The organism is Stenotrophomonas genospecies 5 (genome assembly GCF_054473825.1).
Genome location: NZ_JBTMUW010000003.1, coordinates 398,497 through 420,420, shown reverse-complemented (window position 1 = coordinate 420,420; position 21,924 = coordinate 398,497). Strand labels below are relative to the sequence as shown.

The 21,924-nt window shown below is 66.4% G+C and carries 20 protein-coding genes and 1 rRNA gene; 16 read left to right on the top strand and 5 right to left on the bottom strand.

Annotated elements, in window-relative coordinates:
* The first annotated feature begins 197 nt into the window (after positions 1-197).
* Positions 198-312: ribosomal RNA gene (gene rrf, locus ACX9OW_RS18940) — 5S ribosomal RNA — on the top strand.
* Positions 313-459: 147 nt separating this feature from the next.
* Here rrf and ACX9OW_RS18935 read toward each other — a convergent pair.
* Complete coding sequence (locus ACX9OW_RS18935; protein WP_065175456.1) at positions 460-2,175, bottom strand: M28 family metallopeptidase; 1,716 nt, start codon at positions 2,173-2,175, stop codon at positions 460-462.
* A gap of 75 nt (positions 2,176-2,250) precedes the next feature.
* Positions 2,251-2,913, bottom strand: a complete 663-nt coding sequence (locus ACX9OW_RS18930) for a DUF4097 family beta strand repeat-containing protein (RefSeq protein ID WP_262218544.1) — start codon at positions 2,911-2,913, stop codon at positions 2,251-2,253.
* 50 nt (positions 2,914-2,963) lie between these two features.
* Here ACX9OW_RS18930 and ACX9OW_RS18925 point away from each other — a divergent pair, with 50 nt between their 5' ends.
* Together ACX9OW_RS18925 and ACX9OW_RS18920 are read left to right on the top strand one after the other, a co-directional pair.
* Positions 2,964-4,307, top strand: a complete 1,344-nt coding sequence (locus ACX9OW_RS18925) for a murein hydrolase activator EnvC family protein (protein ID WP_428992349.1) — start codon at positions 2,964-2,966, stop codon at positions 4,305-4,307.
* 108 nt (positions 4,308-4,415) lie between these two features.
* Positions 4,416-5,840, top strand: coding sequence for a S41 family peptidase (locus ACX9OW_RS18920; RefSeq protein WP_053520205.1), 1,425 nt, complete (start codon positions 4,416-4,418; stop codon positions 5,838-5,840).
* A gap of 39 nt (positions 5,841-5,879) precedes the next feature.
* Here ACX9OW_RS18920 and ACX9OW_RS18915 read toward each other — a convergent pair whose 3' ends face one another.
* Complete coding sequence (locus tag ACX9OW_RS18915; protein ID WP_053520204.1) at positions 5,880-6,572, bottom strand: rhomboid family intramembrane serine protease; 693 nt, start codon at positions 6,570-6,572, stop codon at positions 5,880-5,882.
* A gap of 226 nt (positions 6,573-6,798) precedes the next feature.
* Between ACX9OW_RS18915 and ACX9OW_RS18910 the strand changes: the two genes are divergently transcribed.
* Positions 6,799-8,151 carry an outer membrane protein transport protein gene (locus ACX9OW_RS18910; protein ID WP_459062686.1) on the top strand — a complete coding sequence of 451 codons (1,353 nt, stop codon included), beginning with the start codon at positions 6,799-6,801 and terminating at the stop codon, positions 8,149-8,151.
* 105 nt (positions 8,152-8,256) lie between these two features.
* A complete protein-coding gene (pnuC, locus tag ACX9OW_RS18905) occupies positions 8,257-8,856 on the top strand; it encodes a nicotinamide riboside transporter PnuC (RefSeq protein ID WP_053520208.1) in 600 nt (199 codons plus the stop codon).
* A 118-nt stretch (positions 8,857-8,974) separates the two neighbouring features.
* On the opposite strand, the gene putA is transcribed toward pnuC, so the two are convergent.
* Complete coding sequence (gene putA / locus ACX9OW_RS18900) at positions 8,975-12,193, bottom strand: bifunctional proline dehydrogenase/L-glutamate gamma-semialdehyde dehydrogenase PutA (RefSeq protein WP_053520202.1); 3,219 nt, start codon at positions 12,191-12,193, stop codon at positions 8,975-8,977.
* Positions 12,194-12,466: 273 nt separating this feature from the next.
* Between putA and ACX9OW_RS18895 the strand changes: the two genes are divergently transcribed.
* The 6 genes from ACX9OW_RS18895 to ACX9OW_RS18870 are packed head-to-tail and all read left to right on the top strand — an operon-like array spanning position 12,467 to position 17,260.
* A complete protein-coding gene (locus tag ACX9OW_RS18895) occupies positions 12,467-12,943 on the top strand; it encodes a DUF2244 domain-containing protein (RefSeq protein ID WP_065182572.1) in 477 nt (158 codons plus the stop codon).
* Positions 12,944-12,954: 11 nt separating this feature from the next.
* Positions 12,955-13,902 (top strand): cytochrome c oxidase subunit II, encoded by a 948-nt coding sequence (gene coxB / locus ACX9OW_RS18890; protein WP_053519495.1) that lies wholly within the window; start codon positions 12,955-12,957, stop codon positions 13,900-13,902.
* 59 nt (positions 13,903-13,961) lie between these two features.
* A complete protein-coding gene (gene ctaD, locus ACX9OW_RS18885; RefSeq protein ID WP_053519494.1) occupies positions 13,962-15,569 on the top strand; it encodes a cytochrome c oxidase subunit I in 1,608 nt (535 codons plus the stop codon).
* An 8-nt stretch (positions 15,570-15,577) separates the two neighbouring features.
* Positions 15,578-15,784: a hypothetical protein gene (locus ACX9OW_RS18880; RefSeq protein ID WP_053519493.1), complete on the top strand. Its 207-nt coding sequence runs from the start codon at positions 15,578-15,580 to the stop codon at positions 15,782-15,784.
* Positions 15,781-16,371, top strand: coding sequence for a cytochrome c oxidase assembly protein (locus tag ACX9OW_RS18875; RefSeq protein WP_053519492.1), 591 nt, complete (start codon positions 15,781-15,783; stop codon positions 16,369-16,371). Before ACX9OW_RS18880 ends, ACX9OW_RS18875 begins: the two co-directional genes overlap by 4 nt.
* A gap of 13 nt (positions 16,372-16,384) precedes the next feature.
* Positions 16,385-17,260, top strand: coding sequence for a cytochrome c oxidase subunit 3 (locus ACX9OW_RS18870; RefSeq protein WP_053519491.1), 876 nt, complete (start codon positions 16,385-16,387; stop codon positions 17,258-17,260).
* A gap of 21 nt (positions 17,261-17,281) precedes the next feature.
* Here the strand turns inward: ACX9OW_RS18870 and ACX9OW_RS18865 are convergent, their stop codons facing one another.
* Positions 17,282-17,500, bottom strand: coding sequence for a twin transmembrane helix small protein (locus ACX9OW_RS18865; RefSeq protein WP_008264755.1), 219 nt, complete (start codon positions 17,498-17,500; stop codon positions 17,282-17,284).
* A gap of 57 nt (positions 17,501-17,557) precedes the next feature.
* Between ACX9OW_RS18865 and ACX9OW_RS18860 the strand changes: the two genes are divergently transcribed.
* The 5 genes from ACX9OW_RS18860 (at position 17,558) to ACX9OW_RS18840 (ending at position 21,917) form a co-directional block, all read left to right on the top strand.
* Positions 17,558-18,271 (top strand): SURF1 family protein, encoded by a 714-nt coding sequence (locus ACX9OW_RS18860; protein ID WP_053519490.1) that lies wholly within the window; start codon positions 17,558-17,560, stop codon positions 18,269-18,271.
* A 57-nt stretch (positions 18,272-18,328) separates the two neighbouring features.
* Positions 18,329-18,898: a hypothetical protein gene (locus ACX9OW_RS18855; protein WP_053519489.1), complete on the top strand. Its 570-nt coding sequence runs from the start codon at positions 18,329-18,331 to the stop codon at positions 18,896-18,898.
* A gap of 10 nt (positions 18,899-18,908) precedes the next feature.
* Complete coding sequence (locus ACX9OW_RS18850) at positions 18,909-20,072, top strand: COX15/CtaA family protein (protein ID WP_053519488.1); 1,164 nt, start codon at positions 18,909-18,911, stop codon at positions 20,070-20,072.
* A gap of 4 nt (positions 20,073-20,076) precedes the next feature.
* A complete protein-coding gene (gene cyoE / locus ACX9OW_RS18845) occupies positions 20,077-20,970 on the top strand; it encodes a heme o synthase (protein WP_053519487.1) in 894 nt (297 codons plus the stop codon).
* 140 nt (positions 20,971-21,110) lie between these two features.
* A complete protein-coding gene (locus tag ACX9OW_RS18840) occupies positions 21,111-21,917 on the top strand; it encodes a TraB/GumN family protein (RefSeq protein ID WP_053519486.1) in 807 nt (268 codons plus the stop codon).
* Positions 21,918-21,924: the final 7 nt, after the last annotated feature.

Genomic DNA, 21,924 nt, shown 5'->3' with positions numbered 1-21,924 from the left:
GTGAAACGCAGCTGCGCCGATGGTAGTGTGGCTCAAGCCATGCGAGAGTAGGTCATCGCCAGGGTTTATACCCAAAAACCCCGCTGCTCACGCAGCGGGGTTTTTCCTTTTAATGAAGGCACTGCATTTTCCGGGTGGCTTCCGCCCCAAGGGCAAGATCGCGAAGCTGGCGCCGCAGGCGCTGCTGCAACCGTCTCCCTGGTGAAATTAGCGCTGTGGAACCACCCGATCCCATCCCGAACTCGGAAGTGAAACGCAGCCGCGCCGATGGTAGTGTGGCTCAAGCCATGCGAGAGTAGGTCATCGCCAGGGTTTACACCCAAAACCCCGCTGCTCGCGCAGCGGGGTTTTTCTTTATGCGCGGAAAGCGGCCACTGAGCTGGGATCGCACAAAAAAAAGCGGCGCCCCGTAGGGCGCCGCTCTGACCTCGATAGCGTTCAGTCGAGCATGGCGCGACGTTAGCGGGCCGGGGTCTTGGCCTTCATCATCGTGTCGCGGGCGGCTTTGAAGGGATTGCCTTCATACCAGTTCGGCCAGCGGTCGCCACCGGCAAGCTCCTTGCCGACGCCGTACATCAGCTGCAGGTCTTCGACAGTGCCGTCCAGCTTCCAGCTGGCCGCGTCGAACTCATCTTTCGGGCCATGGTAGCGGTTGGCGCCGTAGTCGGCTGCTGCCTTGCGGCCGGCTTCCACCCCACCTTCGCGCAGATCTTCGCCGCCGTCGGCGTACAGCGCCGGGACGCCTGCCTTGGCGAAATTGAAGTGGTCGGAACGGAAGTAGAAGCCACTCTGTACCGAGCTTTCGCCGTGCAGGGTGCGTCCCTGGGCCGCCGCCAGCGGCTTGAGGATGTCTTCCAGCTCGGAGCTGCCGAAGCCGGTCACCGTCACGTCCTTGGCGCGGCCGGCCACGGACATGGCGTCGATGTTGATGACGCCGGCGATCCTGTCCAGCGGGAACGTCGGATGCGCAACGTAGTACTTGGAGCCGAGCAGGCCGGATTCTTCCAGGGTCACGGCAAGGAACACCACCGAACGCTCCGGCTTCGGATCCTGGTGGGCCATCGCTTCGGCGACTTCCAGGATGCCTGCCACGCCGGTCGCGTTGTCGATCGCACCGTTGTAGATGTTGTCGCCTTCCTCGCCCTCGTGCTTGCCCAGGTGATCCCAATGGGCCATGTACAGCACGGCCTCATCGGCACGCTTGGTGCCCGGCAGGACGCCGACCACGTTGCGCGACTGCTTCTGTGCGATACGGCTCTTGAGGTCGACGGATGCGGTGGCTTTCAGCGGCACCGGCTTGAAGCCGCGCTTGCTGGCGTCCTTGTAGGCCTGGTCAAGGTCCAGGCCCGCGGCGGCGAACAGCGAGCGTGCGGCGTCGGCGCTCAGCCAGCCCTGCACCGGGATGCGTGCTTCCGGATCGTCCTTGGCCGGCAGGTCGTACTGCGGTCCGGCCCAGGAGTTCTTCACCACATCCCAGCCGTAGGAGGCGCCGGCCGTGTCGTGCACGATCAGGGCCGCAGCGGCGCCCTTGCGTGCGGCCTCCTCGAACTTGTAGGTCCAGCGGCCGTAATAGGTCATGCGCTTGCCGTCGAACAGGGTTTCGTCATCGACGTGGAAACCCGGGTCGTTGACGAACATGACGACCGTCTTGCCCTTCCAGTCCTGGCCGGCATAGTCGTTCCACTTCTGTTCCGGTGCATCGACACCGTAGCCGACGAACACCAGGTCGCTGGCATCGATGCTGATCTCGGCCTGGCCGGTACGCGTGCCGACCACCATGTCAGTGCCGAACTTCAGTTCCGTGGTCTTGCCGCCCTGGTTGATCTTCAGCACGGTGGACTCATCGGCCGTGGTTTCGGTCATCGGCACGTCCTGGAACCAGCTGTCGCCATTGCCTGGCTTCAGGCCGATGCGTTGCATCTGGTCGCGGATGTAGTTGACCGTCAGCTCTTCGCCCTTGCTGCCCGGTGCTCGCCCTTCGAACTCGTCGGAGGCCAGGGTCTTGACCATCTCGGCGAAGTCGGCGGCATTGATCTCCGGCGAGAACGCATGGCCCGCGGTTGCGGTAGACGGGGCGGTACTGTCGGTGCCGGCGCTCGGCGCCGGGGAGTCATTGCCTTTGCAGGCACTGAGCGCGGCCGCGGCGGCCAGGCACAGGAGGAGTTTGCGGGGCATCATCGGTTCCTGGAAACAAGGGAGGGCCGCACGGTGGTGCGGCCGGGAACGGGGAGTATCCCCGAATCGTTGGGCTCAGTCCGCCGGCGCGGTTTCGCTGTCGAACGGAATGGGATCGGCGCCGCTGACCGGGCCGATGCGCGCAGTGCGGTGCACGTACAGCACCACGTCCCGCTCGAAGTGCAGGGCGCCACTGACCACGGCGTTCGGGCCGATGATGACCCGCGGCTTGCGGACGGCCGTCAGCGAGACGCTGAAGCTGGGCTTGCGCACGCGCACGCCGCCGTCGACCTGGGAGCCGATGCCCACGGTGATATCGCCATTGACGGTTTCCACGTCCTTGCTGACGCGGCTCTCGACCAGGCCGATGCCACCGTTGACGGTCTCCACGCCGCCTTCGATCTGGCTGCCGCGATCACTGAAGATGCTGCCATTGACCGTGCTGACGTTGCCGCGGGCGATCACCTCACGGCCCAGGCGCACCCCGCCGTTGACCGTTTCGATGCTGGCGGTACGGGCGCGGTCGGCGACCTTCACCCCACCGTTGACGGTATCGATGCTGCCGGTTTCGCTGCCTTCGCCGACGCGGATGCCGCCGTTGACGGTATCCAGCTTGCCGTAGCGCTGCCCGGCTTCGGCGGTGATGCTGCCGTTGACCTTGCTGATGTTGTCCTGTGCCCAGGCGGGACTGCTGGCCAGCAGCACGCCCAACAGCAGCGGAATGGATCGAATGTTCATGGGTCCCTCGGTGGATGTGCGGCTGGCAGGCCGCGTGCGTTGATGTCACCATTCCCCAATCGCCCCTGCAACTGCCTGAAGTCACTGGAAAGCCCTTGCGCAACAACGCCTTCCCCTCACGCCGACATCACATCGCCGCTGCCCGCGGCGGGCGCTGCCTGCTGCTGGGGCTGGCCTTGGCATTGGCGCTGCCGCTTCCGTCAGGTGCACAGAACACGCGCGAAACGGAGCGCAAGCTGCAGAAGCTGCGCAGCGAGCTGAAGGGCGTCGCGCAGGAGCGCCGCCAGCTTGAGGGCCAGCGTGGCCAGGCATCTCAGCAGCTGCGCGCGGCCGATGAGAAGGTGGCCCGCAGCGGCCGTGTGCTGGCCCAGACCGAGGCGGCGCTGCGCGAGCAGAACCAGGCACTGGCCGAGGCCGAGCGACGTCGCACGACCCTGCAGTCCAACCTGGCGCAGCAGCATCGCGAACTGGCCGGGTTGCTGCGCGCGGCCTATCAGCTGGGCAACCACGCCCCGCTCAAGCTGCTGCTGTCACAGGACACGGTGGCCGATGCCAACCGTGCACTGGCCTACCACCGGTACCTGCAGCGCGAGCGCGCGCAGCGCATCACCGCATTGACTGCCGATCTCAAGGAACTGGAGGCGCTGCAGGCACAGATTGCCGAACGCCAGCAGCAGCTGCAGGGGACCCAGCGCGAGCAGAAGCAGCAGGCGGCTGCGCTGGCGGCCGATCGTCGCGAACGTGCGCAGACCGTGGCCTCGCTGGACGAACGCTTCAAGGACCGGCGCGAGAAGGAACAGGCATTGGGGCAGGATGCCAAGGCACTGGAAACCCTGCTGGCCAATCTGCGCGCGGCCGCAGCGCGGGCCGAAGCCGAGCGTCGCGCGGCAGCGCGCCGGGCTGCCGCGGAGAAGGCCGCCGCCGAACGCGCTGCACGCCAGGCCGCCGCCGAAGGCCGACCGCCGCCGGCGACCAAGGTGCCGCCGGCCGTGGCATCGGCGCCGGCACCGAAGGTGGGGGGACTGGGGTGGCCGCTGTCGGGCAACCTGCTGGCACGCTATGGCGGCAAGCTGCCGGATGGCCGCACCAGCAGCGGCGTGCTGATCGGTGCCCCGGCCGGCAGCACGGTGACCGCGGTAGCCGATGGCACGGTCGTCTTCTCCGATTGGATGACCGGTTACGGCATGATCCTGATCGTCGATCACGGCAACGGCTACATGAGCCTCTATGCGCATAACGACACGCTGCTGAAGGATGCCGGTGCGCGGGTCAGCCGTGGCGATGCGGTCGCCAAGGTCGGCAACTCCGGCGGCCAGGGCGTGACCGCACTGTATTTCGAGCTGCGTCGTGGCGGGCAGCCGGTCAATCCAGACAGCTGGCTGCAGCGCCGCTGAACCCGGGGCCTGCACGGACTGCGTGGGTTCAACGGGAATTTAGCTGTGCTTCGCGCATAATCGGTGCCTGTGCCTTGGGCACGATGCCACCGTCGACAGGAGTGCTCCATGCGCGCAGCCCGTACCGCCACCCTCTTGCTGGCCCTGTTGCCAGCGCTGTCCTGGGCGCAGCAGACCGCGCCGGCCCCGACCGCTGCGAACAGCGGGCAGGCGGCGAGCAGCGAGGAGGCGGTGACCTCGAAGGTGCCGCTGGAAGACATCCGCCGTTTCGTGGCGGTGTACAACGCGGTGCGCGCGGCCTATGTCGACCCGGTCGACGACAACAAGCTGATGCAGTCGGCGGTCCGTGGCCTGCTGCTCGACCTCGACCCGCACAGCACGTATTTCAACAAGGAAGATGCGCAGGCCTTCGACGAGCAGGCCTCCGGTGCCTACGAGGGCATCGGCGTCGAGCTGCAGCAGCAGCCGGACAACGCCAGCATGAAGGTGATCGCGCCGATCGATGACACGCCGGCGGCCAAGGCCGGCATCCTCGCGGGCGATCTGATCATCGCCATCGATGGCAAGCCGATCAGTGCGATCGATGCCAGTGAGCCGCTGCGGGGCCCGGCCGGCAGCAAGGTGGTGCTGACCATCGTGCGCGACGGCCGGCCGAAACCGTTCGATGTCAGCCTGACCCGGCAGACGATCCGCGTCACCAGCGTGCGCAGCCGCCTGCTGGAACCGGGCTATGGCTACATCCGCCTGAGTACCTTCCAGGCCGACACCGGTTCGGATTTCCAGAAGCATGTGCAGCAGCTGCAGAAGCAGTCCGGTGGAACGCTGAAGGGGCTGGTGCTGGATCTGCGCAGCAATCCGGGTGGCCTGCTGACCGCAGCTGTGCAGGTGGCCGATGATCTGCTGGACAAGGGCAACATCGTCAGTACGCGGGGCCGCATCAGCATCAGCGATGCGCGTTTCGACGCCACGCCGGGCGACCTGTTGAAGGGCGCACCGGTGGTGGTGCTGGCCGATGCGGGTTCGGCCAGCGCCTCGGAAGTGCTGGCCGGTGCATTGCGCGACAATGGCCGCGCACGCGTGGTTGGCAGCCGCACGTTCGGCAAGGGCTCGGTGCAGACCGTGCTGCCGCTGGACAACGGCGATTCGGTGAAGCTGACCACGGCGCGCTACTACACGCCCAGCGGCAAGTCGATCCAGGCTACCGGCATCGTGCCGGATGTGGAGCTCAAGCCTGCGCCGCGCCCTGAGGATGACGCGCTGCCGGCCAGCCTGAGCGACTACAGCGAAGCCACCCTGCCGGGTCATCTGCGCGGCGACGATGAAGGAACCGAAGGTTATCGGGCAGGCGCGGTGTTGCCGGGCGATGGCCCGATCAACGATGCGCTCGCCGAACTGAAGCATCCCGGCTCGGTGGCCGCGCGACTGAAGGCCGAAGCCGCGAAGGCGGAAGCGGAAAAGGCCGCCGACGCGGCGACCGCCAAGCCGGAAGCAAAGCCGGAAGCAAAGCCGAGCCCGGCCCCGGCAAAGCCCTGAGGTAGCGCCGGGCCACGCCCGGCGACGCCGGCCGGTTGCCTAGAACCCGTGCCGCTTGCGCAGGCGGCGCGCGATCGCTGCGCGCACGTACACGCCATACACTACGCCGAACACGAAGCCGCCGATGTGGGCCCACCAGGCCACCATGCCGAAGGTCGGGCCGATATAGGCGAACACCACCTGCAGTGCTGCCCACACGCCGATCAGCAGATAGGCCGGGGCGCGTACGAACTCCAGGAACAGGCCGAGGGGAATCACCACGCCCAGTCGCGCGCCCGGGAACAGGGCCAGGTAGGCGCCGATCAGGGCCGACACCGCGCCGCTGGCACCGATGATGATCTGGTCCGGGCTGCCCATGGTGTAGATCGCCACCAGGTTGGAGACCGCGCCGCCGACCAGGAACAGCAGCAACAGGCGCCATGGCCCCAGTACCCGCTCTGCCGGCAGGCCGAAGATCAGCAGGAAGACCAGATTGCCCAGCAGGTGCGACCAGTCCGCATGCAGGAACAGGGCTGTGAACAGGCGCAGCACGCTGCCGTCCTGCAGGGTGGCCCACCAGTCCAGCGGATGGGTCAGCCCGGTGGAGAGCGCGCCCCAGTCGAGCCACAGGCTGCCCCTGGCATCATCCGGCCGTGAGATCGACCACAGGAAAGCCAGCCACAGTGCCGCAAACAGCACGGGTGTGGCCCAGCGCAGGGCGGCCTTCTTGCGCGACGGAAGGGAAACGAACATGGCGACAAGCCTAGCGCGCCGGGCTCCGTGGCGGGGGCGCTCCTGTTCAGGTTTTGCGACGAAAAAAGCGCCGCCGCTGTTATTGTTTCATTAACGGCTCTGGGTAATACTCGCATACGGCGTCGTATGTCGGGAGGGGAATCCGGCGCGCTCCGATGGGCCCCAGGGCCTGCCGGGCGCAGGCGCACTCAGAGCAACATCACCGCTTACCGGAGAGAGAACTACGATGCAAACCGCTTCCATCATTGCCCGTCTGACCCTGCTGGCCGTCGGCGTTGCCGGTGCGCTGGCCGCCGCCGACGCCAACGCTGCTGCCTTCCAGCTGAAGGAAAACAGCGCCAAGGGCCTGGGCCGCGCCTTCGCCGGCTCGGCCAGTGCACCGGACGATGCCTCGATCATCGTCAACAACCCGGCCGGCATGCGCCAGCTCGACGGACGCCAGGTCCAGTTCGACGCCAGCGCGGTCAGCTTCTCGGCTGAGTTCAAGGGCGCTGGCCGAAATGCCGGCCCGACCGGTCCGGGTACCGGCACCGCGATCAGTGGCGGCGACGGCGGCGACGCCGGCAAGATCGCTGCCATTCCGGCCGCATACTTCCATACTCCGATCGGCGAGAAGGCTCACTTCGGTGTGTCGCTGAGCGTGCCGTACGGCTTCGCCACCAAGTACGACACCGACTGGGTCGGCCGCTACAGCGGCACCCGCACCGAGATGGAAACCGTCGATCTCGGGTTCTCGGCCTCCTACGACGTGAACCCCTACGTGTCCTTCGGTGCCAGCGTGTTCGTCGAGCGCATGAACATGGAGCTGCGCAATGCCATCGACTTCGGCGCCATCATGGCGCAGTCGCGCGTTCCGGGCTATGCGCCTGGCAGCGCTGACGGCTCGTTGAAGGTCAAGGGCGACAACAACGAAATCGGTTGGACCGTCGGTGGCCTGTTCAGCCCGGACGAGAACACCCACATCGGTATCAGCTACCGCTCCAAGGTCGAGCACAAGATCACCGACGGTGACGCGACGTTCGACGTCCCGACCGGCCCGAAGACCGTCCTTGCCGCAGCCCGTCCGGGCTGGTTCGTCGACACCAAGGGCCGTGCCACGGTGACGCTGCCGGCGTCGGCCACCCTGAGCGTGACCCACCAGGTCAACGACAGGCTGTTGATCGCCGCCGACGTTACCCGTACGGCATGGTCGACCGCGTTCGATTCGGTCACCATCGATTACGATTCCAACCAGGCCAACTCGGTGCTGAACTTCAGCTACCGCGATACGACCTTTGCCTCGATTGGTGCCGATTACAAGGTCAACGACAAGCTGACCCTGCGCGGCGGCCTGGCATACGACCAGACTCCGACGACCGACGCGCATCGTGACGTGCGGGTGCCGGACACCACCCGCAAGTGGGTCACGCTGGGCATGAGCTACGCCACCTCGGAGAAGATGGAGTTCAACCTGGGCTACCTCCACATTTTCGCCAAGGATCCCAACGTCACCGCGACCTCGGACACCGGCAACGTTGTGCGTGGCAAGTACGATGTTGTGGGCGACGTTCTGGCTGCATCCATCAACTACAAGTTCTGATCCGGGCCACGGCCTGATCCGGTACACGGAAGGCCCCGCGCAAGCGGGGCCTTCTGTTTGTGCAGGCGCATCCCACGCGGGGCGTGGATCTACGACAATGGCCGCATGAACCTGTCCGATCCGAACTTCCAGCTGGAGCTGGCCGCCAACGTTGCGGTCGCAGGCTCGATCCTGCTGGCGGGACGCAACAACGTTCACACCTGGTGGCTGGGCATCGTCGGCTGCGCGTTGTTCGCCGTTGTCTTCGAGCGCTCACACCTGTTCGCCGACATGGTGCTGCAGTTCTTCTTCATCGCCATCAGCGTGCTGGGATGGTGGCAATGGCTGCGTGGCAACCACGGCGCACCGCTGCCGATCACCTCGCTGCGCCCGCGCACGGGAATGTGGCTGCTGCCGACGGCGGCCCTGGCCACGTTCGGCTACGGCTGGATGCTGACCCGCCTGACCCACGCCTATGCGCCCTACGTCGATTCGGCGGTACTGGTGCTGAGCGTGATCGCGCAGATCCTGATGATGCGCCGCAAGCTGGAATCGTGGTGGGTGTGGCTGCTGGTCAATATGATCGCCGTGCCTCTGTACTACAGCCGTGGCCTGCACCTGACGTCGATCCTGTACGTCGGTTTCTGGATCAATGCACTGGTGGCGTTGCGCCACTGGCGCAATCTGATGCGTGCCGAGGCCACGGCGGCACCTGGCCCCCTGTAGAGCCGAGCCCACGCTCGGCTGCGCTGGAAAAGCCAAGCGCGGGCTCGGTTCTACAGCAAGCGAGGCACAAAAAACCCCGCTTCCGCGGGGTTTTTCGTTGACCACATCAACGCGGTGATCAGTCGCCCAGCGTCAGCAGCGAGGCGTTACCACCAGCGGCCGTGGTGTTCACCGTGACGGTCTTCTCGGTGGCAAAGCGCAGCAGATAATGTGGGCCACCGGCCTTCGGTCCGGTGCCGGACAGGCCCTGGCCGCCGAATGGCTGCACACCGACCACTGCACCGATCTGGTTGCGGTTGACATACACATTGCCGACCTGGATGCCGTTGGTGATGCGATCGACGGTCTCGTCGATGCGCGAGTGCACGCCCAGGGTCAGGCCGTAGCCGGTGGCATTGATCTGCTCGATCACCGCGTCCAGCTGCTCACCCTTCCAGCGGATGACGTGCAGGACCGGCCCGAAGATCTCCTTCTGCAGCTGGCCCAGGTTCTTCAGTTCGTACGCGCGCGGTGCGAAGAAGGTGCCGTGGGCAGCCTCGGCGGACAGTTCAGCCGCAGCGATCAGGCGCGCTTCGCGGTCCATGCGTTCGGCATGGTCCTGCAGGATCTTCAGCGCATCGGCGTCGATCACCGGGCCGACGTCGGTGGACAGCAGGCCGGGGTCGCCGACCTTCAGTTCCTTCATGGCGCCGGCCAGCATGGTCATCACCTTGTCGGCGATGTCGTCCTGCACGAACAGCACGCGTGCGGCCGAGCAGCGCTGGCCGGCCGAGGTGAAGGCCGAACCGATCGCATCCTTGACCAGCTGTTCCGGCAGCGCCGAGGAGTCGGCGATGAAGGCGTTCTGGCCACCCGTCTCGGCGATCAGCACGCCGATGGCGGCATCACGCGCGGCCATCGCACGGTTGATCGCACGTGCGGTGTCGGTGGAGCCGGTGAAGGCCACGCCCGCCACGCGCGGATCGGCGGTCAGCGCCGCGCCGACGGTGGCACCATCGCCCGGCAGGAACTGCACCACCTCGGCCGGCACGCCGGCGTCATGCAGCAGCTTCACGGCGTAGTAGCCGACCAGGTTGGTCTGCTCTGCCGGCTTGGCGATGACGCTGTTGCCGGCAGCCAGTGCGGCTGCCACCTGGCCCAGGAAGATCGCCAGCGGGAAGTTCCACGGGCTGATGCAGACAAACACGCCACGGCCGTGCAGCTGCAGCTCGTTGGATTCGCCGGTGGGGCTCGGCAGCTTCTCGGCATGTCCGAACTGCTCGCGTGCCTGCTTGGCGTAGTAGCGCAGGAAGTCGACCGCTTCACGCACTTCGGCAATGCTGTCGGGCAGGCTCTTGCCGGCTTCCTTCACGCACAGCGCCATGAACTCGGGCATGCGTGCTTCGAGCTGGTCGGCGGCGTGCTCGAGGATGGCGGCGCGGCTTGCTGCCGGGGTGCGGTTCCAGGCCGGCTGCGCGGCCACGGCATTGGCCAGCGCCTTCTGCACGGTGGCGGTATCGGCGGGCAGCCACTGGCCGACCACTTCGCGGGTATCGGCGGGGTTGGTCACCGGTTGCGGCGCGCCTGCGGGGGTCGCACCCGGCACCAGCGGCGCGGCCTGCCACGGCTTCACTGCCGCGTTGAGCTGCCCGGCCAGGGCGCGCAGTTCGTTGTCGTTGGCGAGATTGGCGCCCATGGAGTTCTTCCTGTCGTGGTTCTGGCTGCGCAGCAGGTCAACCGGCAGCGGGATCTTGGGATGCGGAATCGATTCGAACGAGGACACCATCTCGACCGGATCGCGGATCAGATCGGAGATCGGCACGCGTTCGTCGGTGATGCGGTTGACGAAGCTGGAGTTGGCGCCGTTTTCCAGCAGGCGCCGCACCAGATACGGCAGCAGATCCTCATGCGATCCGACCGGTGCATAGACGCGGCAGGGAAGGCCGAGACGATCGGCCGGCACCACTTCGGCGTAGAGATCGTCGCCCATGCCGTGCAGCTTCTGGTGCTCGTACACGCCGCCGTTGGCAATGCTGCGCACGGCCGCGATGGTGTGCGCGTTGTGGGTGGCGAACATCGGGTAGATCACATCGGCATGCGTGAACAGACGCTTGGCACAGGCCAGGTAGGACACGTCGGTGTTCTGCTTGCGGGTGAACACCGGGTAGCCCGGGTAGCCCTCGATCTGCGCGCGCTTGATCTCGGCATCCCAGTAGGCGCCCTTGACCAGACGCACCTGCAGGCGGCGACCGGCACGGCGCGCCATGTCGGCCAAGTGGTCGATCGTGTACGGGGTGCGCTTCTGGTAGGCCTGCACCACGACGCCGAAGCCGTCCCAGCCGGCCAGCGAGGCGTCGCAGAACACCTGCTCGATGATGTCCAGCGACAGCTCGAGGCGGTCGGACTCCTCGGCGTCGACGGTGCAGCCGATGCCGTAGCTCTTGGCCAGCTGCGCCAGTTCCAGCACGCCCGGCACCAGGTCCTTCAGCACGCGCTCGCGCTTGGCATGTTCGTAGCGAGGGTACAGCGCCGACAGCTTGATCGAGATGCCCGGTGCGTTGTTGACGTCGCCGTCGGGACGGCCGCCGCGTGCCTTGTGGTCACCGCCGATGGCGTGGATCGCACGACGGTAGTCTTCCAGATAGCGCAGCGCATCCTTCATGGTCAGGGCACCTTCGCCCAGCATGTCGAAGGAATAGCGATAGCTGGCGTTGTCGCCCTTGTGCGAACGCGCCAGCGCCTCGCTGATGGTGCGGCCCATGACGAACTGATGGCCCATGATCTTCATCGCCTGGCGCACGGCCAGGCGGATCACCGGCTCACCCACGCGTCCGACCAGGCGCTTGAACGCGCTGGGTGCGTCGGCACGGGTGGCATCGTTCATCTGCACCAGCTTGCCGGTCAGCATCAGGCCCCAGGTGGAGGCATTGACCAGTACCGAGTCACTGCCGCCCAGGTGCTTTTCCCAGTCGGCGTCGGCCAGCTTGTCGCGGATCAGTTTGTCGGCGGTGTCCTGGTCCGGAATGCGCAGCAGCGCTTCGGCCACGCACATCAGCAGCACGCCTTCCTCGCTGCCCAGATCGTACTGGCGCATGAAGGCTTCGATCGCGCCCTGGTCCTTGGCGCGCACGCGCACGCGGCCGACCAGATCGGCGGCCAGCGCCTGCACCCGGGCCTGTTCCTCGGCGGGCAGGCGGGCCTGCGCCAGCAGCTCACGGACGTGGCTGGCCTCGTCCTTCAGCCAGGCGTCGGTAATGGCCTGGCGGAACGGGTTGGGGGACGCCGGCAGTTCCGGCGACAGCAGCGCGCCATGACGCGGGGCGTCGTGGGCGGCAAGGGAGGAGGAGGGTGCGTTCATGCCGGTCCGGCCAATGGAAAACTTGGCGATTTTAATCATTTTTGCGCCCTCCGGAAGTGCCCCGCGGCCGCCTTCGTGAATGCTGATAGCCCCTAACGGTGGTGGATTCAGCGTGTTCAGCACGTGCGACTCTATTTGTGCTGAATTCGTCATTTGCGGCGCCGGGCGAATGCTGTATTGCAGCATGGCAAAAAGTGTGAATGCACCCTTGCTACCGGTGAGACGGCGGGGCTACCATCGAGACGTTTCCCGCGGCAGGAACGCGGTTGCGACATGATCGAGGTGCTTCCAGCTCCAGATGGGTCAGGTACGCAGCTGCGGCTGCGTCCCCCACGGGCGCTCGATGCCCGGCAGTTCGTCCTGTTGTTCACCGTGTTGTCGGGAGCGATGTGGCTGGTCTCCGCCCTGGGGTGGTTGGCCGGCAATGCATTCGCCCCCCTGTTCGCGCTGCTGTACAGCCTGTTGCTGGCAGCCGCGTTACGTGCCCTGTGGCGCAGCGGCGAACGGCAGGAGGAAATCCGGGTAGTGCCGGCGTATGTGGAGGTCATCCCCGTACCCGGTGGATTGCCGGTGTTCCGGGCTCACCCGCATTGGGTGCGCCTGCTCGCCGACGATGAGAGGGTCCGGCTTGCGTCCAGCGGCCGGCAGGTGGAGGTGGGGAGTTTCCTCGCGCCGGCCGAACGTCAGACGCTCGCAGAGACACTTGAAGGCTTGCTCGCCGCCAGCGATGGCGGCAACCGACGACGCTAAGGGTCTAGGCAATGAAGCAAAGCAGCAGGTGGGGCACGAAGTGCGTTGCAATGGCCGCCGCAGTGGTGGCCGGGGGATGGGTTCCGGCGATGGCATGGGCCCAGGCGGCCGATCCCAAGCCGTGGCAGCTGAACATGGGCAAGGGGGTAACCCAGACCTCGCGCCTGGCCTGGGAGTCGAACAATCTCTCGCTGATCGTCTGCACGGTGATCGGCGTGATCGTGTTCGGGGCGATGGCCTACGCCATCTTCAAGTTCCGCAAATCCAAGGGGGCGGTCGCAGCCACCTTCAGCCACAACACCAAGGCCGAGATCATCTGGACGGTGATCCCGGTGATCATCCTGGTGGTGATGGCATGGCCGGCCACGGCCAACCTGATCAAGATGTACGACACCCGCGATGCCGAGATGACGGTGAAGGTCACCGGCTACCAGTGGATGTGGAAGTACGAGTACCTGGGCGAGAACGTCACCTTCACCAGCCGCCTGGACCGCGAGTCGGACCGCATGCGGCAGAGTGGCAAGGTGCCGACGCGCGAGAGCCATCCCCACTACCTGCTGGATGTCGACAACCGGCTGGTGCTGCCGGTCGATACCAAGGTCCGTTTCGTCATCACCTCCGACGACGTGATCCACGCCTGGTGGGTGCCGGCGCTGGGCTGGAAGCAGGATGCCATTCCCGGCTTCATCAACGAGGCCTGGACCAGCATCGAGCAGCCGGGCGTCTATCGCGGGCAGTGCGCTGAACTGTGCGGCAAGGACCACGGATTCATGCCGATCGTGGTCGAGGCCGTGTCCAAGGAGGAGTTCAGGCAGTGGCTGGCGCAGCGCAAGCCGGCACCGCCGGCCGCAGCCCCGGCCGAACCGGCTGCGCCTGCGGCGGAGACGCCTGCCGCGCCGGCCGAACCTGCCGCCGCCGAAGCGGGTGCCGCCCCTGCCACCGCGGCCAGCGGCGCGTGATGTAAATCCCGCGGCCGCCTGCGGCCGTGGCGACAACCGATTCTGAGAGGTGTTTTGCAATGGCGCACTCGGCAGTTGGGCACGACGACCACCACCACCACCCGGGTTTCTTCGAGCGTTGGTTCTTCTCGACCAACCACAAGGACATCGGCACCCTGTATCTGCTTTTCAGCTTCATCATGTTCATCATCGGCGCGGCGATGAGCGTGATCATCCGCGCCGAGCTGATGCAGCCGGGCCTGCAGTTCGTCAGGCCGGAAACCTTCAACCAGCTCACCACCGTGCACGCACTGGTGATGATCTTCGGCGGAGTGATGCCGGCCTTCGTCGGCCTGGCCAACTGGATGGTGCCGTTGCAGATCGGTGCGCCGGACATGGCCCTGCCACGCATGAACAACTGGTCGTTCTGGCTGCTGCCGGTGGCCTTCAGCCTGCTGCTGCTCACCTTCCTGCTGCCCGGAGGTGCGCCGGCCGGTGGCTGGACGTTGTATCCGCCGCTGTCGCTGCAGGGCGGCTACAACGTGGCCTTCACTGTGTTCGCCATCCACGTGGCCGGCATCAGTTCGATCATGGGCGCGATCAACATCATCGCCACCGTGCTCAACATGCGCGCGCCGGGCATCGACCTGCTGAAGATGCCGATCTTCTGCTGGGCCTGGCTGATCACCGCCTTCCTGCTGATCGCGGTGATGCCGGTGCTGGCCGGTGCGGTGACCATGCTGCTGACCGACAAGTTCTTCGGCACCAGCTTCTTCAACGCCGCCGGTGGCGGTGACCCGGTGATGTTCCAGCACATCTTCTGGTTCTTCGGCCACCCCGAGGTGTACATCATGATCCTGCCCGCCTTCGGCGTGGTCAGCGAGATCATTCCCACCTTCAGCCGCAAGCCCCTGTTCGGCTACCAGGCGATGGTGTACGCCACAGCTGCAATCGCCTTCCTGTCGTTCATCGTCTGGGCCCATCACATGTTCACCGTGGGCATGCCGCTGGGCGGCGAGATCTACTTCATGTTCGCCACCATGCTGATCTCGATCCCGACCGGCGTGAAGGTCTTCAACTGGGTCAGCACGATGTGGCGTGGCTCGCTGACGTTCGAGGCGCCGATGCTGTGGTCGGTGGCCTTCGTCATCCTGTTCACCATTGGCGGCTTCTCCGGTCTGATGCTGGCCATCGTCGCCGCCGACTTCCAGTACCACGACACCTACTTCGTCGTTGCCCACTTCCACTACGTGCTGGTGACCGGTGCGGTGTTCGCGCTGATTGCCGCGGTGTACTACTGGTGGCCGAAGTGGACCGGTCGCATGTACAGCGAGAAGTGGGCCAAGGTGCACTTCTGGTGGTCGATCGTGTTCGTCAACCTGCTGTTCTTCCCGCAGCACTTCCTCGGCCTGGCCGGGATGCCGCGCCGTATTCCCGATTACAGCGTGGCGTTCGCCGACTGGAACCTGATCAGCTCGATCGGCGCATTCGGCATGTTCGTCACGCCCTTCATGATGGCGGCGATCCTGCTGTCCTCGCTGCGCAATGGCGAGAAGGCGGCCGATCGGTCCTGGGAAGGGGCGCGTGGCCTGGAGTGGACGCTGCCGTCGCCGGCACCGGCCCATACCTTCACCACCCCGCCGATCCTGCGCCCGGGCGATCTGGCGCATGACGACATCACGCATTGAGGTGGGGCATGCATAACGAGAGCCCGCTCCAGACCTGTAGAGCCGAGCCCGGCTCGGCTGTCGAAGAGCAGCCGGGCAGGGCCCGGCTGTACGGCGGCGAGACTCAGGGCATCGAACAGCAGCGCCGGCGTGCCCGGCGCACGGCGGTCGTGGTGGGCGCCATCGCCGTACTGGTCTATGCCACCTTCATTCTCAGCGGGGTGATCGGACGATGAGCCCGACACCGGCCAGCACACCGTCGCCCAGCGCCGGCCTGCCGCGCCTGATCGGCGTTGCCGTGGCCGTGTTCCTGCTGACCTTCTCGCTGGTGCCGCTGTATCGCATCGCGTGCGAGAAGGTGTTCGGCGTGCGCCTGGAGCGCGGCCCGGGCAGCGAGGCCAGCGTGGGGGCTGCCACCGCAAAGCGCACCGTGCGGGTGGAGTTCGATGGCGGGGTCAATTCGCGGCTGCCATGGGCATTCCATCCCGAGCAGCTGACCATGGACGTGGTGCCCGGTGAGCTGAACGAGGCGCTGTATTACGCCCGCAATGACGGCCCACAGGCGATCGTCGGCAGTGCGGTGCCCTCTGTCGCGCCAGCACGTGCCTCCGGATTCTTCAGCAAGACCGAGTGCTTCTGCTTCACCGCGCAGACGCTGCAGGCCGGCGAGAAGCGCGACATGCCGGTGCGCTTCATCGTCGATCCGGATCTGCCGCCGGAAATCAAGACGATCACCCTGTCCTACACCTTCTACCGCAACGACGCGCTGTCCGATCGGCTGGCTCCGGCCGCCACCTCGGAAGGCGCGCACGCCGCTCCCTGACCCGGATAACGACATGGCCCAGACACCGACCGACGCCAACGTGTACTTCGTCCCGGCCCAGAGCAAATGGCCATTCGTGGGCTCCATCGCGATGATGGTCACCATGGTGGGCGTGGCCAGCTGGCTCAACGATGCCAGCTGGGGGCGCTGGACGTTCTACATCGGCATCGCGATGCTGGTGCTGACCCTGTTCTGGTGGTTCAGCGACGTGGTGCGCGAATCGCAGGCCGGCAACTACAACCGCCAGGTCGATGGTTCGTTCCGGATGGGCATGGTCTGGTTCATCTTCTCCGAGGTGATGTTTTTCGGCGCATTCTTCGGCGCACTGTTCTACACCCGCCACCTGGGCCTGTCCTGGCTCAGCGGCGAGGGACGCGGGGTGATGACCAACGAGCTGCTGTGGCAGGGCTACTCCGCGGGGTGGCCCACCAACGGCCCGGCGGCGATCGGCGGGGCCTTCCAGACCATTCCGGCCTGGGGCCTGCCGTTGATCAATACGCTGATCCTGCTGACTTCCGGCGTGACGCTCACCATCGCCCACCATGCGCTGAAGGCCGGGCACCGTCGCCAGCTGCTGGTCTGGCTGGGCCTGACCGTGGCGCTGGGCCTGGGCTTCCTTGCCCTGCAGGCGGAGGAGTACATTCACGCCTACAAGGAGCTGAACCTGACGCTCGGCTCGGGCATCTACGGGTCGACGTTCTTCATGCTGACCGGTTTCCACGGTGCGCATGTGCTGCTGGGCACGATCATGCTGATCGTGATGTGGCTGCGCTCGGCAAAGGGGCACTTCACCCGCGACAACCATTTTGCGTTCGAGGCCGCTGCGTGGTACTGGCACTTCGTCGACGTGGTGTGGCTGATGCTGTTCCTGTTCGTCTACGTGCTGTAAGCGCCGGTGCCGGTGGCGTACTCAGCCACCGATGCCGTGCGGTTTGATCCAGCCCATGTAGATGCTCACGATCACCAGTACGATCAACGCCACCGACACCGCGATGCGGCGCGTCAGTGCGTTGACCGTGCGCTTGGTCTGGCCCCGGTCGACCAGCAGGTAGTACAGCCCGGCGCCCAGGTTCCAGACGATGACGATCAGAAACGCGATCACCAGCAGGGTCTTCAGCGAATCACTCATGCGCGGCTCGAGGGCAGGGTGGATGTGCCTATCTGACCGCGTTTGCGCGGACTTGTCATGATGCGCCAGCACACGCGGGTGATCGGCTGGCTGCTGGCGCTGGTGGCGATCACGGGATTCACCGCGCTGGGCCTGTGGCAGTTGCAGCGCATGCATGCAAAGCAGGCCATGCTGGATGCGCAGGGCCCCGCTGCGGCGCAGGAACTTCCGCTGGCGCAGGCACTGGCGGCGCCGGGCGCGCTGCATGGCGTGGCCGACCATGGCCGCTTCCTGCCGGGCGTGGTGCTGCTGGACAACCAGACCCGGCACGGCCGGGCCGGGGTGAAGATCTATCGCCCCTTCCGCAGCGACGGCGGCAGCGTGCTGCTGGTCGACCTCGGCTGGCGCGCGCTGCCCGCCGACCGCACGCTCCCCGACCTGCCGCCGCCGCCTTCGCCGGTGGCCGTGCGCGGGCTGCTGGCGCCGCCGCCGTCGGCAGGGTTGGCGCTGGGCCCGGCGTTCTCTGCAACCGGTGAGGCGCAGCGCTGGCTGGCCAGCCGGCTGCCTGCCGAGGGCCTGGCGACGGCGCTGGGGCTGCCTGCACTGCCGGAGCGCGTGCTGCGGCTTGATCCGGCGCTGCCCTTCGGTGATGAACGCGACCTCGATCTGCTGCCGAACACGCTGCCCCCGCAGCGCCACCTGGGTTACGCCGTGCAATGGTTCGGCCTGGCGCTGACCGTGCTGGTGGTTGCGCTGGTGCTGGAAGGGCGCAGCAGGCGCGTTCCACGCTAGCGCCGGCCCGACTTCGGGCGCCCGGCATCCCCTGTCCAACCATGAGAAAATGCCCGCATGAACACTGCTACATCCCCGCAGGCGCGCGGTTCCGGTCGCCGGACCCTGGTGTTGTTGTTCGCCGTGTTCTTCGGGGCAATGGCGCTGGCGGCCGTGCTGCGCTTCTCCGGATGGCAGCCTACCGGCCACCGCAACAGTGGACAGCTGCTCAAACCCCCGGTGGACCTGCGCCAGCAGCCACCGACCCTGGCCGACGGCACGGCCTATCCCTGGAATCCGGAGGCGCGCACCTGGCGCCTGCTGGTGGCACCGGCTGGTGCCTGCGACGCGCAGTGCGTCACTTTGTCGCAGGGACTGGGCAAGGTGTGGCAGCTGTTCGGCCATAACGCCGATAATGTCGAGATCCTGTGGCTGGGTCCGCCACCGGCGTCGATCGCCTCGCTGCCCGCGCTGCGGCCGCTGGCACCGTCGCCAGCGCTGCGCGCGGCCCTGCCCGGCGTCGACGATCCGGCTGGCCTGCCGGTCTACGTGATCGATCCGAACGGCTTCGTGATCATGCGCCATGCCCCGGGCAGCGACCTCGGGGGCCTGCGCAAGGACATGGCCACGTTGCTGAAACTGAAGTGAGTCCTGTTTGATGAGCCTTTCCGCGCGTCCGGCGCTGCACCGCAATTTCCACCGCCTGGCGTGGTTCGCCATGATCATGACCGCGAGCACGATCATGTTCGGTGCCTTCGTCCGTCTGTCCGATGCGGGGCTGAGCTGCCCGGACTGGCCGACCTGCTATGGCCGCGCGACCTGGCCGCAGCACATCGAGGAGACGGTTGGCCACCCGGCCGCCGATATCCGTCCTCTGGAAACGCACAAGGCCTGGCGCGAGCAGGTTCACCGCTTCCTGGCCGGCGCGCTGGGCATCGAGATCCTGACCCTGGCCCTGCTGGCCACGCGCAGGCGCCGGTTCGGAACCACGGCGGTCGTCACCGCCTGCGTGCTGGTGGCTGCCGGCATACCGTTGTACATGATGGGCTGGCATGCAACGGCCAGTGCCCTGGCCCTGAGTGGTGAGGCGATACTGCTGATTGCCGCCTTGCGCTGGAACAACATCGATCTGGCGCGCGCGGCGGTACTGACCCTGGCGGTGGTGATCTTCCAGGCCCTGCTGGGCATGTGGACGGTGACGCTGCTGCTGAAGCCGATCGTGGTGATGGGCCACCTGCTGGGCGGCATGCTGATGTTCGGCCTGCTGGTGTGGCTGGCGTGGCGGGCCACGCATCTGCCGATCACGCTGGCCGAGGCGCCCAGGCTGAAGTGGCTGCTGCGTGCCGCCGTGGTCGTGCTGGTCACCCAGATCGCACTGGGCGGCTGGGTCAGTGCCAACTACGCGGCGCTGGCCTGCGGCGGCGGCAGCGCCTCGCTGGACAACTTCCCACGCTGTGCCAACCAGTGGTGGCCGCAGCACAACTTCGTCGAAGGCTTCACCCTGTGGCGTGGCATCGGCGTGGACTACGAAGGGGGCGTGCTCGATGGCGCCTCGCGCATCGCCATCCAGCTGGCGCATCGCCTGTTCGCCATCGTGGTGGCTGCCTACCTGCTGTGGCTGGGCGTGCGTCTGTTCCGCCTGCCGAGCATGCGGGGGTGGGCGACTGCGCTGATCGTGCTGCTGGTGCTGCAGGTCACCCTCGGCATCCTCAACGTGAAGCTGGCGCTGCCGCTGGAAGTGGCGGTGGCGCACAACGGCGTGGCCGTTGCCCTGTTGTTCGTGCTGGTCAGCCTGCTGGCCCGCCTGCGTGCCCCGGACTGACCCGATGTTCTCCAATTACCGCCAGTACTGGGACCTGACCAAGCCCAAGGTCGTCGCCCTGATCGTGTTCACCGCCCTGGTGGGCATGGTCCTGGCCATTCCGGGCGTGCCCAGCTGGGAACAGGTACGCGCGGGCCTGCTCGGCTTCCTCGGCATCTGGCTGGCGGCCTCGGCTGCGGCTGCGATCAACCAGCTGCTGGATGCGCACATCGATGCGCAGATGGCGCGCACCTCGTGGCGGCCGCTGGTGGTTGGCAAGGTCAAGCCGTGGCAGGTGCTGGTGTTTGCCGGCGCGCTGATCGTGCTGTCGATGACGATCCTGGTGCTGTGGGTGAACGTGATCACCGCCGTGCTGACCTTCGCTTCGCTGATCGGTTATGCGGTGATCTATACGGTCTACCTCAAGCGTGCGACCTCGCAGAACATCGTCATCGGTGGTCTGGCCGGCGCGATGCCACCGATGCTGGGCTGGGCCGCCGTCACCGGAATGCAGGGCTCTTCGGACTGGGCGTACTCGTCGCTGCTGGTGCTGATCATCTTCATCTGGACGCCGCCGCATTTCTGGGCGCTGGCGATCTTCCGCCGCGAGGACTACGCCAAGGCGAAGATCCCGATGCTGCCGGTGACCCACGGCGTGGTGCATACCCGCAGGCAGATCATGGTGTATTCGGTGGTGCTGGCCCTGGTCTGCCTGCTGCCCTATCTGGTGGGCATGAGCGGACCGTTCTACCTGGGCGGTGCGATCGTGCTCAACGCGGTGTTCCTCTGGTATGCGTGGCGCATGCTGGATCCGCCGGATGAGCTGTTCTCGATGAAGATGTTCCAGTACTCCATCGTCTATCTGATGGCGCTGTTCGCCTTCCTGCTGATCGACCACTGGATCCTGCCCTGGTTGTAAGGCGCCACCTGTAGAGCCGAGCCCATGCTCGGCTGAGGTGGGGTGGAAGAGCAGTCGAGCGTGGGCTCGGCTCTACACTTGATCTCTTCCAGCGGCGTCGCCATTGCTGCTCCTGACCTCAAGGAAAGGAGCGAGCAGGGATGCATTCGATTTTCCGCTGGACCACAGCGCTGCTGCTGGCGCTGGGCATGGCCCTCAGTGCGCATGCCGACGACACCGTCGCGCAGATCCGCCAGTACGCCGGTGATCACCGCCTGCTGGTACTGGGCGAATTCCATGGCACGCGTGAGACGCCGGTGCTGGTGCGCCAACTGGTGGACGACTACAGCCGCAACGGCCCGGTCCTGCTGGCGCTGGAACTGCCGCGCGCCGAGAACCCCACGCTACGCGATTACCTGGCTTCCGATGGCGGGGCCGCGGTGCGCCAGCACCTGCACGGCCGCGCGTTCTGGACCGTGCGCGACGACCAGCATGATGGTCGCCGCAGCCGCGACATGCTGGCGATGATCGAAGGCCTGCGTGTGCTGAAGGCGCAGGGCCGCGCGATCGAGGTGGTCGGCTACGACGTCAACCATAGTGACGGCAGCAGCCAGGCCCGCGATGACCGCATGGCCGCCGAACTGCGGCGCCTGTACCGGCGCCTGCCCGATGGCGCACGCATGGTCGTGCTGACCGGCAATGTCCACGCCATGCTGCAGCGCCCGGCCGACGCTCCGCCGGAAATGCAGACCCAGCCGATGGCATCGGCACTGCGCGACCTGGATGTCTACAGCGTGCGGCTGGAAGCGTTGCGCGGCCACTTCTGGGGATGCCTGGACCGCTGCAAGGCGTTGGCCCTGCTCGAACGGCCAGCCCGTGAGCCGGAGGTCAATACCCATGCCAGCCGCGAATACGACCTGTGGGTGTGGATGCCGCAGCTGAGCGTTGGCACGCTGGTGGATCAGTAGATCCACG